This is a genomic window from Micromonospora sp. B9E7 (genome assembly GCF_039871815.1).
Taxonomy (GTDB): domain Bacteria; phylum Actinomycetota; class Actinomycetes; order Mycobacteriales; family Micromonosporaceae; genus Micromonospora.
The window spans coordinates 1-19,146 of record NZ_JBDPLX010000022.1; the positions used below are offsets into that span (position 1 = coordinate 1).

A 19,146-nucleotide genomic window follows, 5' to 3' on the forward strand; every position below is an offset into this window, starting at 1 on the left:
GGGCGGTCGGCGTCGCGCAGAGCCGCCGTCCGCAGTGCCGCCAACTGGCGCTCGACCTCGACGAACTGGTCCGCCGGCAGCGGGCCCCGGTGTAGCGCTGCGGCGTTCTCCTCGACCTGGGCCACCGTACGACAGCCGGGGATCGGGATGGTGCGACCGCTGCGGGCCCAGATCCAGCCCAACGCGCCCTGGGCGAGGGTGCGCCCGTCGGCGGTGAGCGCCGCACGGACCACACCGACCCGACGCAACCACTCCGGCGCGGGCCGACCACCACGGAACCACTCCAACCATCCGGGGGCCAACCCGCGTACGTCGTCATGCGGCAGGGTCGACCCGGCCGAGTACTTGCCGGTGAGCAGTCCCATGCCCAGCGGGCCCCGGTTGACGCTGGCCAGGTCGTACTTGTCGCAGACCGCGAGCAACTCCGGGGCGTCCCGCAGCACGGACAGGGTGTGCTGCACGGCGGTGGCACCGGTGGCGGCGTGCCCGAACGCGGTGGCCCGGTCGGGACGGTCGGTGCTCCACCCGTACGCCCGGATCAGGCCCTCGGCGACCAGGTCCTCGCAGCTGCCGATCAGTGCCTGCGCCCGCGGCACCGACAGGTCGGCGAGGTGCAGCTGATAGAGGTCGATCCGGTCGGTGCCCAGCCGGCGCAGCGAGTCGGTCACGGCCCTGCGCAGGTACGCGGGCGACGCGTCCTCGCCGGTGGCCTGTCGGCTCGCCTCGTCGAAGGTGTAACCCCACTTGGTGGCGATCACGGCCTCGTCCCGGCGGCCGGCGAGCGCCCGGCCGAGTACCCGCTCGCTGTGCCCAGCGCCGTACGTGTCGGCGGTGTCGAAGAGGGTGACGCCCAGGTCGAGCGCCCGGCGGACCGCCCGCACCGACTCGTCGTCGTCGACCGCACCCCAGCCCAGCGGTTGGCTGCCCTCCGCCCAGGGGCCGCCGATCGCCCAGCACCCCATGCCGAGGGCGCTGACCTCGATGCCGCTGCGTCCCAACGTCCGTGTCGTGACTGCCATCGGCCGATCGTGCCACCTGCACAGGCCGGGGGCGTAGCAGATCCCGGGGCCGGAATCGTGGATGCGAGCCGACCGGCCCGTGCGGCATGATCGGCCGCATGCGGAGGCTGGGCGTGGACATCGGCGGCGTGATCATCGAGCCGGCCGACGAGGACGCCGACACCTCGTTCTTCGGCGCGTACTACCTGCGTACACCAGTGGTCGACGGGGCGTTCGACGCGCTCGCGGCACTCGTCCCGGTGTTCGACGAGGTGCATCTGGTGTCCAAGTGCGGGGAGACCACCGAACGCCGAACCCGGGAGTGGCTGGCCCACCACGACTTCCCGGCACGCACCGGCATCCCCGTGGAGCGGGTCCACTTCTGCCGTACCCGTCCGGCCAAGGCGCCGATCGCCCAGCGCCTCGGGTTGACCCACTTCGTGGACGACAAGCTGGAGGTGCTCGGCTACCTGGAGTCGGTGGCGCACCGCTTCCTGTTCCGGCCCCGTCCGGCGGAGGTCGCCGCTCGCAGGGCGCTGCTGCCCCTCGTACACCGGGTGGAGAGTTGGCCGGAGCTGACCCCGCTGTTGAGCGCCGACTAGCGGCACCGGCGCGGACCTCGCGTTTCGCCGACGCTCAGGACGGCCAGGCGCGGGCGAGCAGGTCGCGGGTGTCGCCGAGCAGTTGCGGCAGGACCTTGGTGCGGCCGATCACCGGCATGAAGTTCGCGTCGCCGCCCCAGCGCGGCACCACGTGCTGGTGCAGGTGCGCGGCGATGCCCGCGCCGGCCACCCCGCCCTGGTTCATGCCCAGGTTGAAGCCGTGCGCGTTGCTCACCTTGCGGATCACCCGCATCGCCGTCTGCGTGTACGCCGCCAGCTCGGTGGTCTCCGGCACGTCCAGGTCGGTGTAGTCGGCGACGTGCCGGTAGGGGCAGACCAGCAGGTGCCCTGGGTTGTACGGATAGAGGTTGAGCACCACGAACACGTGCTCACCGCGGGCCACCACCAGGCTCTCCTCCGGCGGCAGCTTGGGGGCGCGGCAGAACGGGCAGCCGGTCGGCTTCTCGTAGCCCTCGGCCGGGCGGTCCTCGCCGGAGATGTAGGTCATCCGGTGCGGCGTCCAGAGCCGCTCGAGGCCGTCCGCCATGCCGCCGATGTCCGTGTGCCGTTCCGCCCCTGTCACGAGCCGATCCTACGGAGGCCCGCAGGCGTGCCGCGACACCTGTCGACGGGAAAACCTCACCGTGCAAGTTCTTGACGGATCAATAGCGGAACCTGAAGATTCTGTGCATCCAGAAACTTCCATGCATTGATGGAGGGCTACATGATCCGACGGCTCGGCCGGCTCCTCGCGGCACTCGCCCTGACTGCCGCCACCACAGTGGCCGGCATCACCCTCACCGCCGGCGCCGCACAGGCGGACGGCTGCTACACCTGGGGTCGCACCCTGTCCCAGGGGGCATCCGGCGAGGACGTCCGGCAACTCCAGATCCGGGTCGCCGGCTACCCCGGCTACGGCGCGGTTCTCGGCCTCGACGGCGCGTTCGGCCCGGCCACCCGGTCGGCGGTGATCCGTTTCCAGCAGGCGTACGGGCTGCCCGCGGACGGGATCGCCGGCCCACAGACGTTCAACCGGATCTACGCCCTCCAGGACGACGACTGCACACCGGCCAACTTCAGCTACCCCGAGCTGAACAAGTGCAACAGCGACTGGTCCGGTGGCGCGGTCGCCGCGAGCACCGCGCGGTTCAACGCGCTCGTCTCGATGTGGAAGCTCCAGGCCATGCGGCACGCCCTCGGTGACGTGTCGATCTCGATCAGCAGCAGCTTCCGCAGCTACGCCTGCAACAGCGCGGTGGGCGGCGCGTCCAACAGCCGACACCTGTACGGCGACGGGGTCGACCTGGTCGGCTCCCCGTCGTTCTGCCGACTGGCCCAACAGGCCCGCTACCACGGCTTCGCGCAGATCCTCGGCCCCGGCTACCCGGACCACAACGACCACACCCACGTGGCGGCGGTCGGCGGCTGGTCAGCACCGAACTGCGGCGTCTGACCCCCAGCACCGTCTCCCGCGCCGGCAACCCGGCGCCGGTCCCCTCCCGCGCCGGCCTCCCGGCGAAGATCGTGCTCGATCCAGGAAGTAGTGGCCTCCAACACCGGGGAGGCCACTACTTCCATGTTCGAGCACGATCATGCGGCGCGCCGGCCGCGGCACCCGGGCCGTGCGGCGGTCCCGTTTACTCGGCGGCGGCGGACGGGCCGATGTTGGTGCGGGAGCTGACCACGTCGAGCACGTGGGTCACCGCCTCGGCGACCGGCACGCCGTTGCGCTGGGAACCGTCGCGGTAGCGGAAGGAGACCGTGCCGGCTGCCACGTCGTCGTCACCGGCGATCACCATGAACGGGATCTTCTGCTGCTGCGCCGTACGGATCTTCTTCTGCATCCGGTCGTCGCCCGCGTCCACCTGGGCCCGGATCCCCTCGGCGCGCAGCGCCGCGACGAAGCCGTGCAGGTAGTCGGTGTGGTCCTCGCGGATCGGGATGCCCACCACCTGCACCGGCGCCAGCCAGGCCGGGAACGCGCCCGCGTAGTGCTCGGTGAGCACCCCGAAGAACCGCTCGATCGACCCGAACAACGCCCGGTGGATCATGACGGGTCGCTGGCGGCTGCCGTCGGCGGCCTGGTACTCCAACCCGAACCGCTCCGGCTGGTTGAAGTCGACCTGGATGGTGGACATCTGCCAGGTCCGGCCGATCGCGTCCCGCGCCTGCACGGAGATCTTCGGCCCGTAGAACGCCGCTCCGCCCGGGTCGGGCACCAGGTCCAGGCCGGAGGTCGCGGCGGCGGTCCGCAGCGCCTCGGTCGCCTCCGCCCAGTCCTCGTCGGCCCCGATGAACTTGGGCGAGTCGTCCCGGGTCGACAGCTCCAGGTAGAAGTCGTCCAGGCCGTAGTCACGCAGCAGGTCCAGCACGAAGCTGAGCAGCGTGGACAGCTCACCCGCCATCTGCTCACGGGTGCAGTAGATGTGCGAGTCGTCCTGGGTCAGGCCACGGACCCGGGTCAGGCCGTGCACGACGCCGGACTTCTCGTACCGGTAGACCGTGCCGAACTCGAACAGCCGCAGCGGCAGCTCCCGGTACGACCGCCCGCGCGCCCTGAAGATCAGGTTGTGCATCGGGCAGTTCATCGCCTTGAGGTAGTACTCCGCGCCCTCCAGCTGCATGGGCGGGAACATGGTGTCCGCGTAGTACGGCAGGTGGCCGGAGGTCTGGAACAGCTGCGCCTTGGTGATGTGCGGGGTGTTGACGAACTCGTACCCCGCCTCCTCGTGCCGCCGCCGCGAGTAGTGCTCCATCTCGCGGCGGATGATGCCGCCCTTGGGGTGGAAGACCGCCAGCCCGGAGCCGATCTCGTCGGGGAAGCTGAACAGGTCGAGGTCCGCGCCGAGCTTGCGGTGGTCGCGCCGGGCGGCCTCCTCCAACAGCTTCAGGTACGCCTTGAGCTCGTCACGGGTCGGCCACGCGGTGCCGTACACCCGCTGTAGTTGTGGGTTCTTCTCCGACCCGCGCCAGTAGGCGGCGGCGGAGCGCATCAGCTTGAACGCGCCGATCAGTCGGGTGGTCGGCAGGTGCGGGCCCCGGCACAGGTCCGACCAGCAGACCTTGTCCTCCTTGGCGTCGAGGTTGTCGTAGATGGTCAGCTCGCCGCCGCCCACCTCCATCACCTCGTCGGTGTCCAGGCCCTCGCCCTTGACCTCGATCAACTCCAGCTTGAACGGCTCGTCGGCCAGCTCGGAGCGCGCCTCGTCCAGGCTGCCGAAGCGGCGGCGGCGGAACCGCTGCCCGGACTTGATGATCTCCTGCATGCGCTTCTCGAGCTTGCTGAGGTCATCGGGCTGGAACGGCTTGTCGACGTCGAAGTCGTAGTAGAAGCCGTTCTCGATGGGCGGGCCGATGCCCAGCTTCGCCTCGGGGAAGATGTCCTGCACGGCCTGGGCGAGCACGTGCGCGGTGGAGTGGCGCAGCACGTTGAGCCCGTCCGGCGAATCCAGGCTGACCGGCTCGACGACGGTCTCCTCGGCCGGCGTCCAGTCCAGGTCGCGCAGCTGACCCTGCGGGTCGCGAACCACGACGATCGCCTTGGGGCCGTTCGCGGGCAGTCCGGCCGCGGCCACCGCGTCGGCCGCCGTCGTCCCGGCGGCGACGACGACGGGGTCGGCCACGGCGGGGGTACGGGGTGCGGACACGGTGACTCCTCCAAGTGGTACGAAACGGTGCCGATCCTCGGCTCCTGCCGATGCTATCGGTCCACCCTCCCCGGGTCCGGAAGGGCACCTTCCTGCCGGCCACGTTGAACCTTTCGCGCCTCGCAGCCGAACTACCGGGTGTGGCCGGAAACCGGTGCCGGCCGCGCGAACACGGATGGGGGCACGACATGGCGAGCACGCACGGTGGCGAGCGCCGACGGCGGATCGTGGCGGTGACCGCGTTGACCGCCGCCGGGCTGCTGTTCTGGCCCAGCGCGGCGTCCGCGGCGGACGTGACGACCACCCCGACCGAGGCCCGGCAGGGCGACGCCGTACGCCTCGAATTCACCGTGCCGGAGGAGCGAGCCGGCACGAAGACCAACCAGATCGAGGTCCGGCTGCCGGCCGACACGCCGATCGCCGAGGTCTACCCGATGTCGGTGGACGGGTGGGCGCCCCGGTTGAGCTCCCGCACCCTGGACAAGCCGCTGGCCGGAATCCACTCCTCCGGAGTGAGCACGGTGACCACCTCGGTGACCTGGGTCCGGGTCGGCGAGGGCGATCCCGGGCCGGCCCGGCTGGCGCTGTCCATGGGGCCGATGCCGCAGGCGGAGCGGCTCACCTTCGAGGTGGTCCAGACGTACGCCGATGGCACCGTGGTCCGGTGGGCGGACGCCACCGGCGCGCACCGGGCCCCGACGCTCGCCCTGCTGCCGGCGGCCCCCGGTGCCGCCGGACCGGCCGCCCATGGCGGGGGCCACGGTGCCCCGGCCGCCGGTGCGCCGGCCGGTCCGGGCAACGGTGTCGACGCCGGGCCGGCCGCTCGTGCGGGCGGTGCCGGCGAGGAGTCCGGCAGCGCCGACGGGATGCTGGCCGCCGGCCTGCTGGCCGGGCTCGGCGGCGGCGCGGCGATCGGTTGGCTGGTCAGCCGGTGGCGTCGGCGCGACCCGGCCGAGCCCCTGGCGCTCGCCGAGGTGGTCGGCGGCAAGGACGAGGACCAGACCCCGACGCTCGCCGAGGTGACCGGCCGCACGGACGAGGACCAGACCCCCGCCAACCCGCAATCCGCCGACCCCCAGCCCGCCGTTCCCGCAGCATCGCGGTGATCCACTCGGGTTCCCGGAATCCGTGGCATCCCCGCCGCCCGTACGACCCGATTTGCAGGAAGCCGAGTTGATCGTGGGCCGGGCAGCGCAGGGCCGCCCGTGCAGGGCCGCCCGGTGCGTCAGGGGCGTCAGGGGAGCCAGGTAGGTAGCGGTTCGCGGGCGGCCAGCCACGGCTCGGGCACGCCGCCCGGGGTGCCGACGCCGGTGTACGCCGCCACCACCGACCCGGCGATGGCGGCAGTGGTGTCCACGTCGCCGCCGGCGCGTAGGCACGTCTGGATCGCCGCCGGATAGTCGTCGAGGTGGGTGGCGGCCACCCAGAGGGTGAACCCGACGGTGTCCTGGGCGGTCACCCGGGAGCCGTTGCCGAGCGCCGCCACCACCCGGGGCAGTGGCCGGCCGAGCAGCCCGGCCGCCCGGTTCACGCTCCGGTGCACCTCGGTGCCCGGATCGAGCGCGGCGGCGATCCCGGCGAGCAGCCGCTGCGGGGCCGGCCGATGCCCGTCCAGGCGGGACCGGGCGGCCAACGCGGCGGCGACGGCGACCGCGACCGCTCCCGCGATCCCCTCCGGATGCGCGTGCGTCACCTCGGCCGAGGCGCGGGCCTGGGCGGCGGCACGCGCCGTCGAGTCGGCGAAGTACGCGCCCAGCGGGCCGACCCGCATCGCCGCGCCGTTGCCGCAGGAGCCCTGGCCGTCGAAGGCGGAGGCGGCGGCCAACGGCCACGGGGTGCCATCCCGGATCAGCCGCAGGATCGACCTGGCGCCGTCGCCGTAGCCCCGGCGACCGTCGCAACGCTCGGCGAAGGCCAGGGCCAGCCGGTCCCGGTCGATGCTGCCGGCGTCGACCAGGGCGGCGAGGACCGAGCAGGCCATCTCGGTGTCGTCGGTCCACGCCCAGGGGGCCGGTGGCAGTGCGCCCTCGGCGAGATCGACGGACGCCGACGACACGGTCTGCTCGCCGAGCGCGTCGCCGGTGGAGAGACCGGCGAGGCTGTCCCGGGCGAGCGCCAGGCGGGCATCGACAAACAGCGTGAACGACATCGTCGTACCAGCTTGCCCGCTCCCCAGGCACGTCGCAACGCGATCAACTTGCCAGGCCAAGTACGGTCTTGTCGTGGCCTCCGTGCTCCTGGTCGAAGACGATCACGTCGTACGCGGCGCGATGCTGCGGTCCCTCACCGACCGGGGGCATGCCGTGCACGCCGTGGGTACGGCGTTGGACGCGCTGCGTCGGGTCGCCGCGGAGACACCCGACCTGGTGGTGCTCGACCTGGGCCTGCCCGACCTGGACGGCTCGGACGCGCTGCGGATGCTGCGGGGCATCACCGACGTCCCGATCATCATCGCCACCGCCCGCGACGACGAGCAGTCGGTGGTCAAACTGCTGCGCGCCGGTGCCGACGACTACATGGTCAAGCCGTTCACCGGGGCGCACCTGGACGCGCGGATCACCACCGTGCTGCGCCGGGCCGGACGGGCCAGCCGGACGGTGCAGCCGGCGGTGCACAGCGTCGGTGGGCTCCGGGTGGACGTGGGCGAGCGAAGCGCCCAACTCGACGGGGAGCCACTGGCGCTGACCCGTAAGGAATTCGACCTGCTGGCGTATCTCGCCGCGCGACCTGGGCGGGTAGTGTCCCGCCGGGAACTCTTGGAGGAGGTATGGCGGCAGCCATCGGTCGGCGAGGACCAGACAATCGACGTTCACCTGTACTGGCTTCGCAGAAAGATGGGCGAGTCCGCGGCGAAGCCGCGCTACCTGCGCACCGTGCGGGGGGTCGGGTTCCGGCTGGTGGCGCCGGACTGAGGACGGCGCTGGCCCTGCTCACGGCCGGCATGTGCAGTCTCGTCGCGCTCGCGTTCCTGATCCCCCTCGGGCTCAGCCTGCGTGAGCAGAGCCGGGACGAGGCGATCGCCGACGCGGCCCGGCGCAGCGCGCTGGTGACCGGCGCGCTGGCAGTGAGCACCGACCCGGCGGTCGTCGAGCGTGCCGTGGTGGCCAGCGCCGAGGGCGCCCCGACCCGGCCCGTGGTGCACGGGTTGGGGCTTGACGAGTCCGCTGGTCGGGCCAGCGGCAGCGACCTGGACCGGGCCCGAGCCGACCGGCGGTCGCTGGTCGTCGACGTCGACGGTGGTGTGGTTCGGCTCGACCCGGTGGTGCTCGGTGACCGGACGGCCGTGGTCGAGGTGTTCCTTCCGGATTCGACGCTGGGCGAGGGTGCCGGCGGGACCTGGTTGCTCCTGTTCGCGGTCGGCGCGGCGATGGCCGGCGCGGCGGTGCTGGTGGTCGACCGGGTCGCCGCCCGCGCGGTGGACTCGACCCGGGGCCTGGTCAAGGCCGCGCTCTCCATCGGCGACGGCGACCTGGGGGTACGGGTCGAGCCGACCGGTCCCCGTGAACTGGCCGAGGCCGGGTACGCCTTCAACCGGATGGCCGACCGGCTCGACGCGGCCCGCACCGACGAGCGGGAACTGGTGGCCGATCTGTCGCATCGTCTGCGTACCCCGTTGACGGTGCTGCGGTTGGACGCGGAGGCGTTGGAGTCCGACGACACCAGCGTGGGTTCGTTCAGCCCGGCGGAGTTGGACCGACTCCGCGGCATCCGACGGATCCGGCAGGCGATCGTCACCCTGGAGGGTGAGATCGACGTGCTGATCAAGACCACCCGCAAGGCGGTGGCGCACGAGGCCGGGCCGGCGATGTGCGACGTCAGCGAGGTGGTCCGGGACCGGATGGTGTTCTGGGCGGCGCTGGCCGGCGACCAGAATCGGCCACACCGGGTGAACGGCGCGCAGTTGCGCATCCCCGCCCCGGTGCCACGGGCCGAGCTGGCCGCCGCGCTGGACGCGGTGATCGGGAACGTCTTCCGCTACACCCCGCAGGGCGCCGCGTTCGAGGTGGCCGTGTCGCGGCGGGACGGGTATGTGGCGATCCGTGTCGACGACGCCGGGCCAGGGATCGCCAACCCGGACCGGGCGCTGCGTCGGGGGACCAGTGACCAGGGTTCGACCGGGCTCGGCCTGGACATCGCCAAGCGGGTGGCGTTGCAGGCCAACGGCTCGGTGAGCATCGACCGCGCCCGGCTGGGCGGGGCCAGCGTGGTGATGCTGCTGGCCGACCCGGAGGCGACGCCCCGGCAGGTCAGCCGTTTCGGCCTGGTCGGCCGGATGGCACGCGATGCGCGGGACACGAAGACCACCGGCCGTCGCTGGCCCCGCCAGCGCCCCACCGACGAGTGACCGGGCCGGCCCGGGTTGTGCCCCGGCGCAAGTCTTCCTTAGATCGCGGTTAACGACCGAGCTGGGACGGCTGCGGGCTGACAGGATCAGAGCACGAACCCACCAGTTTCACCGGTCGAGCGCACCACGCACCCACGGCCGGTGAAGCCGCGCGCGCGGCGGGAGTCTCAGGTCCCCCCACACCCACGCTCCCGCCGCGCGCCCTGCTTGCCCGAGCGAGCCGGCCGCGTCGCTCCGGGCGACCGGCGACTCAGACCGCTGTGGCGAGGTACGCGTCGATCTCGGCGGTGATCCGCTGCTTGCCGGCGGCGTCGAGGAAGGACGCGGTCACCGCGTTGCGGGCCAGCCCGGCCACGCCCTCGCGATCGGCCCCGAGGAGGCGGGCCGCCACCGCGTACTCGTCGTTCAGGGTGGTGCCGAACATCGGCGGGTCGTCGGAGTTGATGGTGACCAGCAGGCCGGCGTCGACAAGCTGACGCAGCGGGTGCTCGTCGAGGTTGGCCACCGCCCGGGTCCGCACGTTGGACGTCGGGCAGACCTCCATCCCGATCTGCCGCTCGGCCAGGTAGGTCAGCAGCTCCGGGTCCTGGGCGGCGGAGATGCCGTGCCCGATCCGCTCGGCGCCCAGCTCGTTCAGCGCGTCCCAGATCGTCTGCGGCCCGGTGGTCTCCCCGGCGTGCGGCACCGAGCGCAGACCGGCCGCGCGGGCCTGGTCGAACCAGGGCCGGAACTGCGGGCGGGGTACGCCGATCTCCGGGCCGCCCAGACCGAAACTGACCAGCCCGTCGGGTCGCTCGTCCAGGGCGATGCGCAGCGTCTCCTCGGCGGCGGGCAGGCCCGCCTCACCGGGGATGTCGAAGCACCAGCGCAGTTCGAGGCCGAAGTCGGCCAGGGCCCGCTTGCGGGCGTCCTCGATGGCCTCGCAGAACGCCGGCGCGGGGATGCCCCGTCGGACGTGCGAGTACGGGGTGATCGTCAGCTCGGCGTACCGGACCTGTTGGCGGGCCAGCTCCCGGGCCACCTCGTGGGTGAGGATCCAGACGTCCTCCGGGTCGCGGACGAGGTCCACCACGCTCAGGTAGACCTCGATGAAGTGCGCGAAGTCGCGGAACTCGAAGTAGCTGGCGAGCGCCTCCGGGTCGGCTGGCACGGGGGTGCGTCCCTCGTGGCGGGCGGCCAGTTCGGCGACGATCCGGGGCGAGGCGGAGCCGACGTGGTGCACGTGCAGCTCCACCTTGGGCAGGCCGGCGATGAAGGTGGGCAGGTCGGTCACGGATTCTCCTGGGCATGGTCGCCGGTGCGGGCGACGACGAAGACGCGGCGGAACGGGAAGTACACCTGACCCTGCCGCACCGGGTACGCGGCGGTGAGTCGTACCCCCAGCTCGGCCCGGAAGGCGGACCAGCCCGCGGCGTCCAGCTTGGCCCGGACCGGGCGCAGCGCGGTGCCTTCCATCCAGGTCAACACCGGATGGTCGGCGGCGGGCCGGGCCGGCAGCAGGTGCACGTAGGTAGTCTCCCAGGCGTCCACCGCGCAGCCGGCGGCGGTCAGCAGCGCCGCGTAGTCGGCCGGGTCGTCGACCGGCTCCGCGCGCAGCAGCGGGGCGACCGTGGCCCGCCAGGTCGGCCGGTTGGCGACCTCCCGCAGGGCGCGATGCGAGTCGGCGGCGAAGTTGCCGGGGACCTGCATGGCGAGCCACGCGCCGGCGGGTAGCTCGGCGGCCCAGCGGCGCAGCAGTTCCTGGTGGCCGGGCACCCACTGCAGCGCGGCGTTGCTGACCACCACGTCCTCGTCGCCGGTCGGACGCCAGTCGCGCAGGTCGGCGACCGCGAAGTCGACGGGAGCGCCCAGGGCGACGGCGCGGTCGACCATCTCGGGTGAGGAGTCGAGGCCGAGGACCCGGCTCGTCGGCCAGCGCTCGGCGAGGGTGGCGGTGAGCTGGCCGGGGCCGCAGCCGAGGTCGACCACGGCCCGGGGGCGCGCGGCCGGGATCCGCGCGACGAGGTCGTGGAACGGCCGGGATCGCTCGTCGCCGTAGCGCAGGTAGGCCGTCGGATCCCACATGTCGCCTCCCAAACCGTACGTCCGTCTTGTTTTACGGTACGGCTCGCGTGGCACGGTGGCAACCCGATCACTAGGCTCGGGGCATGGAACAGCGCAGCTTCACCCGGCTCGGCCGGACCGTCGGCGCGGTCGGCCTCGGTGCCTGGCAACTCGGCGCCGACTGGGGCACCGTCAGCGAGGCAGACGCGATGGCGGTGCTCACCGCAGCCGTGGACTCCGGAGTCACCTTCCTCGACACCGCCGACGTGTACGGAGACGGCCGCAGCGAGCAACTGATCGGTCGCTTCCTGCGCTCCCGGCCCGACGCCGGGCTCACCGTCGCCACCAAGATGGGCCGCCGCGTCGAGCAGCGGCCGGAGGCGTACACCCTGGCCAACTTCCGGCAGTGGACCGACCGCTCCCGGGCCAACCTGGGAATGGACACCCTGGACCTGGTCCAGCTGCACTGCCCGCCCACCGCCGTCTTCTCCTCCGACGAGGTCTTCGACGGGCTGGACACCCTGGTCGCCGAGAAGGCCATCGCCGGGTACGGGGTCAGTGTCGAGACCTGTGACCAGGCCCTCACCGCGATCGCCCGGCCGGGTGTGGCGAGCGTCCAGATCATCCTGAACGCGGTCCGCCACAAGCCGCTGGAGCAGGTCCTGCCCGCGGCCGCGGCTGCCGGTGTGGGCATCATCGCCCGGGTGCCGCTGGCCAGCGGCCTGCTCTCCGGCCGGTACGACGAGCACACCGAGTTCCCCGCCGACGACCACCGCAACTACAACCGGCACGGCGCCGCCTTCGACGTCGGCGAGACGTTCTCCGGGGTCGACTTCGCGCAGGGGCTCGCCGCCGTACGCCGGCTCGCGCCGCTGGTCGACGCGGACCGCACGATGGCACAGTTCGCGCTGCGGTGGGTGCTGGACCAGGCGGGTGTCACCGTGGTCATCCCCGGCGCCCGCGACGCTGACCAGGCCCGGCGCAACGCCGCGGCGGCGGCCCTGTCGCCGCTGACCGACGAGCAGTTGGCAGCCGTACGCGAGATCTACGACGAGCTGATCCGCCCGCAGGTGCACGACCGGTGGTGACCCGCGCACCCGGGGTGCTCGCGTCGCGCCGCGCGGTCGGCGATGCTGGACGACGGCGCGCTGCCTCGGGCGGCGGAGAGAGGACGTGATGAGGGGCTGGCTTCCGCTCACCCTCGGCCTGTTGGCCGTCGTGATCGGTGCGGTGTGGACGGTGCAGGGCCTCGGATACGTCAGCGGCAGCGTGATGACCGACGAGAGGATCTGGGCGGTGCTCGGCCCGCTCCTGGCGCTGGCCGGGCTGGTGGTGCTCTGGCTCGGCCTGCGCTCGCGCCGCCGACGCTGAACGGCCCGTCCACTACCGACCCGGAACACGTGGAAAAGCCCTGCACCCCTGGCGGGGTGCAGGGCTTTCAACGACCCCTGGCCGGATCGTCCCACTGGCCGGCGAGGGCCGGCCGTCTCACTCAGATGGGACGAACCTGCTCGGCCTGCGGGCCCTTCTGACCCTGAGCGATCTCGAACTCCACCCGCTGGTTCTCCTCCAGCGAGCGGTAGCCGCTGGTCTGGATGGCCGAGAAGTGGACGAACACGTCAGCACCCCCACCATCGACGGTGATGAAGCCGAAGCCCTTGTCAGCGTTGAACCACTTCACGGTTCCCTGAGCCATGTGTATCTCCCTCTAAAAACTGGTGGCCGTGCACGCCGTCCGGCCGATTGGCCGTTTTCGAGCAGCGGCGCCTGAGGCGGCCCCACGAAGGAGACTTCTCTCAACCCACGCCATCTCTCAACAGCGTGGAACAGCAAATCACGTACGCAAAAAGTCTGTCACGACCTCTCCGACGAATTTCTCCGACATGTGACCTGACGGATGCCCGAGATCCGCTGGGCGGCGTCCGAACCCATGCGAAAGCCCCCTTCCCATCGATGCGGGAAGGGGGCCGAAGTCGCTGTGGTCAGTCCGGCCAGGAGCCGGTCATCCGGCGGACGCCGACCGCGCCGCCCCGGTCCACGGCGGCCCGGACGACCGCGAAGATCGCGCCCTGCAACGCCGCGGCGGCCAGGATCTCGCCCCAGCCACGATCCTCGTCGGTGGCGTTCGGCGCCTCACCGTCGCCCGCGGTGACCTTCCAGACCTGTCGGAAGATCGCCCCGGCCACCGTGCCCGCGGCGATACCCAACAACACGCCGACCGGCCGGTACGCGACCCGACTGATGCTCTTGCTCACCGACGCCTCCCCCGCACGATCATCAGCACCACCACGGTCGCCACCGCACCGGCGGCGATGACCGCCCACGGCACCGGGTTGCGGCGCATCAACTCGCCCCTGTCGTGCGCCTGTGCGCGCACCAGCTCGCCCTTCTCGTGGGCCTGCGCCCGCGCCATCCCGGTGCCACGCATGGCCTGCCCGCGGACCCGGGCGACGGTCTGCGCCGCCTGCTCGCGCATCCGCTCCTTCGCCTGCCCGGCGGACTCCTTCAGACGCGCCTTGACGTCGGCCTTGGCGGCCAACGCCTCCATCGTCTCGCCCAACTCGACCCGGGTGCGACGGATCTCCTCGCGGAGCGCCTCCGTGTCGCCGGTCCCGTTGCCGGTCATTGCCGCCCCCTGTCCTTCACCGCGGCGGTGACGGTGTCCATGTCGGCCCGGAGGCTGCGCACCGTCGCCGCAGGGACGGGCGGGACGGCACGGCTGACCTGTTTCTTGCCCACCAGGGCGAGAACGCCGGCCACCAGGAAACAGGCCACTGCCACGATCAGCGCGGCGGCCCAGGCGGGCAACACCAGGTCGAGCAGCAGGATCGCCGTGGCGACCAACGCGCCCAGGCCGAAGAACGCCAGCGCACCGCCGCCGCCGAAGAGGCCGATGCCGATGCCGGCGTGCTTGCCCTTCTGGGTCAACTCCGCTCGGGCCAGCGCCAGTTCGTCCCGTACGAGACGGGAGACCTGTTCGGTGGCCCGTTGCACCAACTCGGCGGTGGAGGGCTCGCTCCCGTTGTGGGATGTGCGGGCGTTCGCCACGTCAGCCATGCTGTCCTCCTTTCCTCATCACCGCGCTGTATGCCCGGAGTCGCCGCTCGTCAATCCTAAAGCGCGCCGAGCAGCTGACCGTCGGCGTTGTCCGGACGCCGCGCCGTGAATACGCCGGCCGATGCCGTGATCGAGGCAGAGACGTCCGGCAGCACATCCCCCACCCAGCCCCCACCAAACCTCCCACCCCGAACCCCAACCCCCGGCCCCACAGCGGTGATCATGAGATTGGCGGGGACAAACCAGGCGTACCCACCCGTCAAGCTCATGATCGTCGGGGCTTGCCGTGCGAGATCGCGCGGCCTGGGTGGTGGGTGGGTGGGGTGGGGTTAGGGGCGGGTTTCTTCGGGGCCTACGAAGGCTTCGCTGCGGGCGTCGCCGTCGTCGCTGCCGCCGAAGACGCGGGCGTCGTCGGGCGCCTCGGTGTCGGACAGGCGGCGTACCGGCCGCCTCGGCTGCACCCACTGCCAGGGCAGGTTGCTGGTGGAGTCACCCAACTCGGTACGCAGCCGGGGCATCGCGGTGGGGCGATTGTCCCGGATCCAGACCACCAGGTGCTCCCGCACCAGGCAGCGCAGGTCCCACAGACTTCCCGCGTCGGCGGCGCTGACCAGCGCGCGGATTCGTACCATCCCGCCGGTGGCGTCGGTGACCTGCAGGACGCACACCCGCCCGTCCCACAGCTCGGTGCCCTCGACCAGGCGGCGTAGTTCCTCGCGCATGGTCTGCACCGGCACCGCCCAGTCCACGTCGAACTCGGCGGTGCCGAGCACCGCCGACTCGGTACGCGTCCAGTTCTGGAACGGCTTGCTGGTGAAGTACGAGGTGGGCAGGATCAACCGCCGGTCGTCCCAGATCTGCACGACCACGTAGCTCAGGGTCAGCTCCTCGATCCGCCCCCACTCCCCCTCGACGACCACCACGTCGTCGAGCCGGACGGCGTCGCTGAAGGCGAGCTGGAGGCCGGCGAAGACGTTGCCGAGCAGGCTCTGTGCGGCGAGCGCGGCCACCACACCGACCACACCGGCCGAGGTCAGCACGCCCGCGCCGATGCCCCGCACGCTCGGGAAGGTCATCAGCATCACGCCGACGGTCAGGATGACGATCACCGCGATGGTCAGTCGGCGCAGCATCACCACCTGCGTGCGCACCCGCCGGGCGTGCCGATTGTCCGGCACGTCGACCCGGAACCGGGCCAGCGCGGTGTCCTCCACGACGACCAGCAGCGCGGCCACCAACCAGGCCACCGTGGCGATGACGGCGAGGACGAGCAGGTGCAGCAGCAGGCGGCGCCAGCTCTGGCCGACCGCGTACCCGGTGCTGAAGCGGACGGCGAACTGCACGGCGAGGACCGTCCCGGCGACCTGGAACGGCCGGTGCGCGTGGTCGGTCAGCTCGGTCAGCAGCTGCGACCGGCGGCCGAACCGGCGGGTCAGCCGGTGGACGACCTCGACCAGGAAGAGTGCGACCGCCGCCGCGACGAGCGCGGCGACGGCCGTTTCGAGATAGTTCTGCACAGCTCCGTGGCTCCCCTTCGACCAGATGTCGGGCACTCCGGGCAAAACCCCAAGAGTGCCCGACGTCCGTGGTATCGACCAGCTCAGACCTTGCGGTACCGGGACTGGAGGAAGCAGTAGACGCCGAAGGCGGCGATGCCCAGGGCGACCAGGGTGAGCAGGAACATGCCGTACGACTGCTCGCGCAGCGTGTGCAGCGCGGCGTCCAGGCCACGGGCCTTCTCCGGGTCGTAGTTGACCGCCGCCACGATGATCAGCAGACCGGCGATGCCGTACGCGACGCCCTTGGCGGCGTAACCGGCGATGCCGAGGCGACGGGCCAGCTGACGGGTCTTCGGGCTCATCTCGCCGGTCTTCAGGTGCTTCTCGAACTTCTTGCGGATGCCGTAGATGACCAGGCCGATGCCGATCGCGGCGAGCACCAGACCGGCCAGGCCGACCAGCCAACGGCCTCCGCTGGAGGTCATCAGCTTGCCGGTCAGCGCCTCCTGCTGGTCGGCGCTGTTCGACCCGGCGTCCTTGAAGACCTTGAACGCGGTCCAGGCGAAGTAGAGGTAGACGATGGTCCGGCCCGCCGAGGCGAGCCGCTCGATGACCCGCTCCCTGCCCCGCTCGGCACGGTGCCCGACCGCCGCCTCCAGCGCCTGCCAGATCGCCATCGCGAGCAGGCCGACGCCGACGGCGATGACCAGGAACTTACCCAGGGGCTGTGCGGAGAGGGTACGCAGCGCGCCGGACTGGTCGCCGTCGTCGGACGACGTGCCGAACGCGATCTGCAACGCCAACCAGGCGAAGAGGAGGTGGACGATGCCGTAGCCGATGAAGCCGGCCCGGGCGAGGAGTTCCAGCCACCGGCTGTCCGCCGTTCGGGAGGCGGTGGCTTCGGCGCTACGGGTGAGTGACATGGCGTCACAATCTCCGATTTCGGAGATTCCCAAACGTCGGCCACCGCCGCCCGGGGCGGATCAGTTACCCGGGTTGCGGGAGACGCGGACCTTGACCTCCTGGTCGGTGACGCTGTCCAGGGTGACCGCGAAGCCGCCGGCCTCGGCGGCCTGCTGGCCCATGGTGAGGCTGAGCTGCTCACCGGCGACCTCGACGGTCACCTGGTCACCCTCGGCGCCGACCAGCTTGGCCTCGACGCCGAAGATGGTGGCCCTCGCGTCGACACCCCGCTCGAAGGTGACAGTGCAGGCGTCCAGTCCGCAGTCGGTGGAGGCACCCTGGGAGCTGCAGCCGGCGAGCACGGCGAGGCCGAGCGCCAGGCCGGCGAAGAGACCGGCGGCGCGGCGGACGGGGGGCATGGGCATGGTGGCGGATCGGTTCGTCACCTCGCCAAGAGTACGAGACGCACGCGACGCCAGGCGACAGCAGGCGCTGGGGGCACCCCGGCTAGGGTCCGGGACATGCCGTTCGACATCGCCCGCACCCGGGCCGCGTACCCCGCCCTGACCGAGGGCTTCGTCCACTTCGACGGCGCCGGTGGCACCCAGACCGCGGCGGGTGTGATCGACGCGGTCACCGACGCCATGCGGTCGGCGGTCGGCAACCGCAGCGCCGCGTTCGTTCCGGGTCGCCGGTCGTTGGAGCTGGTGGCCGAGGCCCGCTCGGCGGTGGCGGATCTGCTCGGCGCCGACCCGTCCGGGGTGGTGCTCGGCCCGAGCGCGACCGCGCTGACGTACACCCTGGCCCGCACGCTCGGCGCGAGCTGGCGCCCGGGTGACGAGGTGGTGGTGTCCCGGCTCGACCACGACGCGAACATCCGGCCGTGGGTGCAGGCGGCCGAGGCGGCCGGCGCGACGGTGCGCTGGGCCGAGGTCGACCCGAGCACCGGCGAGCTGCCCGCCGCCCAGTACGACGACCTGGTCGGTGAGCGGACCCGGTTGGTCGCGGTGACCGCCGGCAGCAACGCCATCGGCACCGTGCCGGACGTGCCGGCGATCGCCAAGACCGCGCACGCGGTCGGCGCGCTGGTCTACGTCGACGGGGTGCACTCGGTTCCGCACGGACCGACCGACCTGGCCTCGCTCGGCGCCGACGTGCTGGTGACCAGCGCGTACAAGTGGTCCGGCCCGCACCTGGCCGCGATGGTGGCGGACCCGGCCCGGTGGGCGACGCTACGCCCGGCGAAGCTGGTGCCGTCCTCCGACGCGGTGCCGGACCGGTTCGAGTACGGCACGCCGAGCTTTCCGCTGCTCGCCGGTGTGACCGCGGCGGTCGACCACCTGGCGGGGCTGTACCCGGACGCGGTCGGGGACCGGCGGGCGCGGCTGCGGGCCGGGCTGGCCGCCGCGCAGGCGCACGAGGAGGCACTGCTGGACCGGCTGCTCGCCGGGCTGGCACAGCGGCCGGCGGTCACCGTCTACGGTTCGCCGGCGCGACGCTGCCCGACGGTGTCGTTCCGGGTCGCCGGCATGACGCCGGCGGCCACCCAGGAGGCGTTGGGCGCCGCCGGGTTCTGCCTCTCCGTCGGCGACTACTACGCCTACGAGTACTTCCAGATGATGGGTCTGCGCGACAGCGGCGGCGCGGTGCGGGCCAGCATCTACCACTACAACACGGCCGACGAGGTGGACTGGTTGCTCGCCGAACTCGACGCGCTGGCCGGCACCGCGGGGACAATGGCCGGATGAGCACCCTGGTCGAGGACAACCCGGCGAAGCACCGCTTCGAGATCCTGGTCGACGACGCGTTGGCCGGCTTCACCGCGTACCTGATGCGTGGGGAGGTCCTGGTCTTCACCCACACCGAGGTGGACCGGGGCTTCCAGGGCAGGGGCGTGGGCGGCGCGCTGATCCGGGGCACCCTCGACGAGGTCCGTGCCCGGGGCACCAAGGTGGTGCCGCAGTGCCCTTTCATGGCCGCGTTCATCGAGAAGCATCCCGAGTACGCCGACCTGGTGGCCGACCTGCCGTAACGCGGGTCGGTCAGCGGGCG

22 protein-coding genes are annotated in these 19,146 nt (G+C 72.1%); 9 read left to right on the forward strand and 13 right to left on the reverse strand.

Features of this window, described 5'->3' with window-relative positions:
* Positions 1–1,019: aldo/keto reductase (locus ABGB10_RS26985; protein WP_347663790.1), on the reverse strand; the 1,019-nt coding region annotated here is incomplete at its 3' end.
* A gap of 98 nt (positions 1,020–1,117) precedes the next feature.
* On the opposite strand from ABGB10_RS26985, the gene ABGB10_RS26990 reads away from it, so the two are divergent.
* Positions 1,118–1,600 carry a hypothetical protein gene (locus ABGB10_RS26990; protein ID WP_347663791.1) on the forward strand — a complete coding sequence of 161 codons (483 nt, stop codon included), beginning with the start codon at positions 1,118–1,120 and terminating at the stop codon, positions 1,598–1,600.
* Positions 1,601–1,634: 34 nt separating this feature from the next.
* Here ABGB10_RS26990 and ABGB10_RS26995 read toward each other — a convergent pair whose 3' ends face one another.
* Positions 1,635–2,147 carry an HIT domain-containing protein gene (locus tag ABGB10_RS26995; protein ID WP_347663905.1) on the reverse strand — a complete coding sequence of 171 codons (513 nt, stop codon included), beginning with the start codon at positions 2,145–2,147 and terminating at the stop codon, positions 1,635–1,637.
* A gap of 177 nt (positions 2,148–2,324) precedes the next feature.
* Here ABGB10_RS26995 and ABGB10_RS27000 point away from each other — a divergent pair, with 177 nt between their 5' ends.
* Positions 2,325–3,053 (forward strand): D-Ala-D-Ala carboxypeptidase family metallohydrolase, encoded by a 729-nt coding sequence (locus ABGB10_RS27000; protein ID WP_347663792.1) that lies wholly within the window; start codon positions 2,325–2,327, stop codon positions 3,051–3,053.
* Positions 3,054–3,237: 184 nt separating this feature from the next.
* Here the strand turns inward: ABGB10_RS27000 and thrS are convergent, their stop codons facing one another.
* Positions 3,238–5,247, reverse strand: coding sequence for a threonine--tRNA ligase (gene thrS / locus ABGB10_RS27005; protein ID WP_347663793.1), 2,010 nt, complete (start codon positions 5,245–5,247; stop codon positions 3,238–3,240).
* A 188-nt stretch (positions 5,248–5,435) separates the two neighbouring features.
* Between thrS and ABGB10_RS27010 the strand changes: the two genes are divergently transcribed.
* Positions 5,436–6,353 (forward strand): DUF1775 domain-containing protein, encoded by a 918-nt coding sequence (locus ABGB10_RS27010; RefSeq protein ID WP_347663794.1) that lies wholly within the window; start codon positions 5,436–5,438, stop codon positions 6,351–6,353.
* Positions 6,354–6,481: 128 nt separating this feature from the next.
* Here the strand turns inward: ABGB10_RS27010 and ABGB10_RS27015 are convergent, their stop codons facing one another.
* On the reverse strand, positions 6,482–7,396 hold the full coding sequence (locus tag ABGB10_RS27015; protein WP_347663795.1) for an ADP-ribosylglycohydrolase family protein: 915 nt from the start codon (positions 7,394–7,396) through the stop codon (positions 6,482–6,484).
* Between the two features lie 73 nt (positions 7,397–7,469).
* On the opposite strand from ABGB10_RS27015, the gene ABGB10_RS27020 reads away from it, so the two are divergent.
* Positions 7,470–8,159: a response regulator transcription factor gene (locus ABGB10_RS27020; RefSeq protein WP_030489108.1), complete on the forward strand. Its 690-nt coding sequence runs from the start codon at positions 7,470–7,472 to the stop codon at positions 8,157–8,159.
* A gap of 29 nt (positions 8,160–8,188) precedes the next feature.
* Entirely contained in the window at positions 8,189–9,592 is a 1,404-nt protein-coding gene (locus tag ABGB10_RS27025; protein ID WP_347663796.1) for a HAMP domain-containing sensor histidine kinase, read from the forward strand.
* A gap of 250 nt (positions 9,593–9,842) precedes the next feature.
* Here ABGB10_RS27025 and ABGB10_RS27030 read toward each other — a convergent pair whose 3' ends face one another.
* Entirely contained in the window at positions 9,843–10,865 is a 1,023-nt protein-coding gene (locus ABGB10_RS27030; protein WP_347663797.1) for an adenosine deaminase, read from the reverse strand.
* Positions 10,862–11,656: a trans-aconitate 2-methyltransferase gene (locus ABGB10_RS27035; protein WP_347663799.1), complete on the reverse strand. Its 795-nt coding sequence runs from the start codon at positions 11,654–11,656 to the stop codon at positions 10,862–10,864. The genes ABGB10_RS27030 and ABGB10_RS27035 overlap by 4 nt, the downstream gene beginning before the upstream one ends.
* Positions 11,657–11,739: 83 nt before the next feature.
* On the opposite strand from ABGB10_RS27035, the gene ABGB10_RS27040 reads away from it, so the two are divergent.
* Together ABGB10_RS27040 and ABGB10_RS27045 are read left to right on the forward strand one after the other, a co-directional pair.
* Positions 11,740–12,723, forward strand: a complete 984-nt coding sequence (locus ABGB10_RS27040) for an aldo/keto reductase (RefSeq protein WP_347663800.1) — start codon at positions 11,740–11,742, stop codon at positions 12,721–12,723.
* Between the two features lie 88 nt (positions 12,724–12,811).
* The gene (locus tag ABGB10_RS27045; protein ID WP_347663802.1) at positions 12,812–13,006 is read left to right on the forward strand and encodes a hypothetical protein; all 195 of its coding nucleotides are present in this window, start codon (positions 12,812–12,814) and stop codon (positions 13,004–13,006) included.
* A 121-nt stretch (positions 13,007–13,127) separates the two neighbouring features.
* Here ABGB10_RS27045 and ABGB10_RS27050 read toward each other — a convergent pair whose 3' ends face one another.
* From ABGB10_RS27050 to ABGB10_RS27080, 7 genes are all read right to left on the reverse strand, one after another.
* On the reverse strand, positions 13,128–13,331 hold the full coding sequence (locus ABGB10_RS27050) for a cold-shock protein (RefSeq protein ID WP_030338233.1): 204 nt from the start codon (positions 13,329–13,331) through the stop codon (positions 13,128–13,130).
* A gap of 286 nt (positions 13,332–13,617) precedes the next feature.
* Positions 13,618–13,890 carry a DUF4235 domain-containing protein gene (locus ABGB10_RS27055; protein WP_088990412.1) on the reverse strand — a complete coding sequence of 91 codons (273 nt, stop codon included), beginning with the start codon at positions 13,888–13,890 and terminating at the stop codon, positions 13,618–13,620.
* Positions 13,887–14,261: a DUF3618 domain-containing protein gene (locus tag ABGB10_RS27060; RefSeq protein WP_347663804.1), complete on the reverse strand. Its 375-nt coding sequence runs from the start codon at positions 14,259–14,261 to the stop codon at positions 13,887–13,889. The genes ABGB10_RS27055 and ABGB10_RS27060 overlap by 4 nt, the downstream gene beginning before the upstream one ends.
* Entirely contained in the window at positions 14,258–14,692 is a 435-nt protein-coding gene (locus tag ABGB10_RS27065) for a phage holin family protein (protein ID WP_278138647.1), read from the reverse strand. Before ABGB10_RS27065 ends, ABGB10_RS27060 begins: the two co-directional genes overlap by 4 nt.
* Positions 14,693–15,021: 329 nt before the next feature.
* A complete protein-coding gene (locus ABGB10_RS27070; protein ID WP_347663805.1) occupies positions 15,022–16,209 on the reverse strand; it encodes a mechanosensitive ion channel family protein in 1,188 nt (395 codons plus the stop codon).
* An 83-nt stretch (positions 16,210–16,292) separates the two neighbouring features.
* Positions 16,293–17,114, reverse strand: coding sequence for a DUF1206 domain-containing protein (locus ABGB10_RS27075; RefSeq protein WP_347663806.1), 822 nt, complete (start codon positions 17,112–17,114; stop codon positions 16,293–16,295).
* 60 nt (positions 17,115–17,174) lie between these two features.
* Positions 17,175–17,519 carry a hypothetical protein gene (locus ABGB10_RS27080; RefSeq protein ID WP_347663906.1) on the reverse strand — a complete coding sequence of 115 codons (345 nt, stop codon included), beginning with the start codon at positions 17,517–17,519 and terminating at the stop codon, positions 17,175–17,177.
* Between the two features lie 96 nt (positions 17,520–17,615).
* On the opposite strand from ABGB10_RS27080, the gene ABGB10_RS27085 reads away from it, so the two are divergent.
* Together ABGB10_RS27085 and ABGB10_RS27090 are read left to right on the forward strand one after the other, a co-directional pair.
* Positions 17,616–18,842: a cysteine desulfurase-like protein gene (locus ABGB10_RS27085; RefSeq protein WP_347663807.1), complete on the forward strand. Its 1,227-nt coding sequence runs from the start codon at positions 17,616–17,618 to the stop codon at positions 18,840–18,842.
* Positions 18,839–19,126, forward strand: a complete 288-nt coding sequence (locus ABGB10_RS27090; protein WP_347663809.1) for a GNAT family N-acetyltransferase — start codon at positions 18,839–18,841, stop codon at positions 19,124–19,126. The genes ABGB10_RS27085 and ABGB10_RS27090 overlap by 4 nt, the downstream gene beginning before the upstream one ends.
* Positions 19,127–19,146 lie beyond the last annotated feature (20 nt).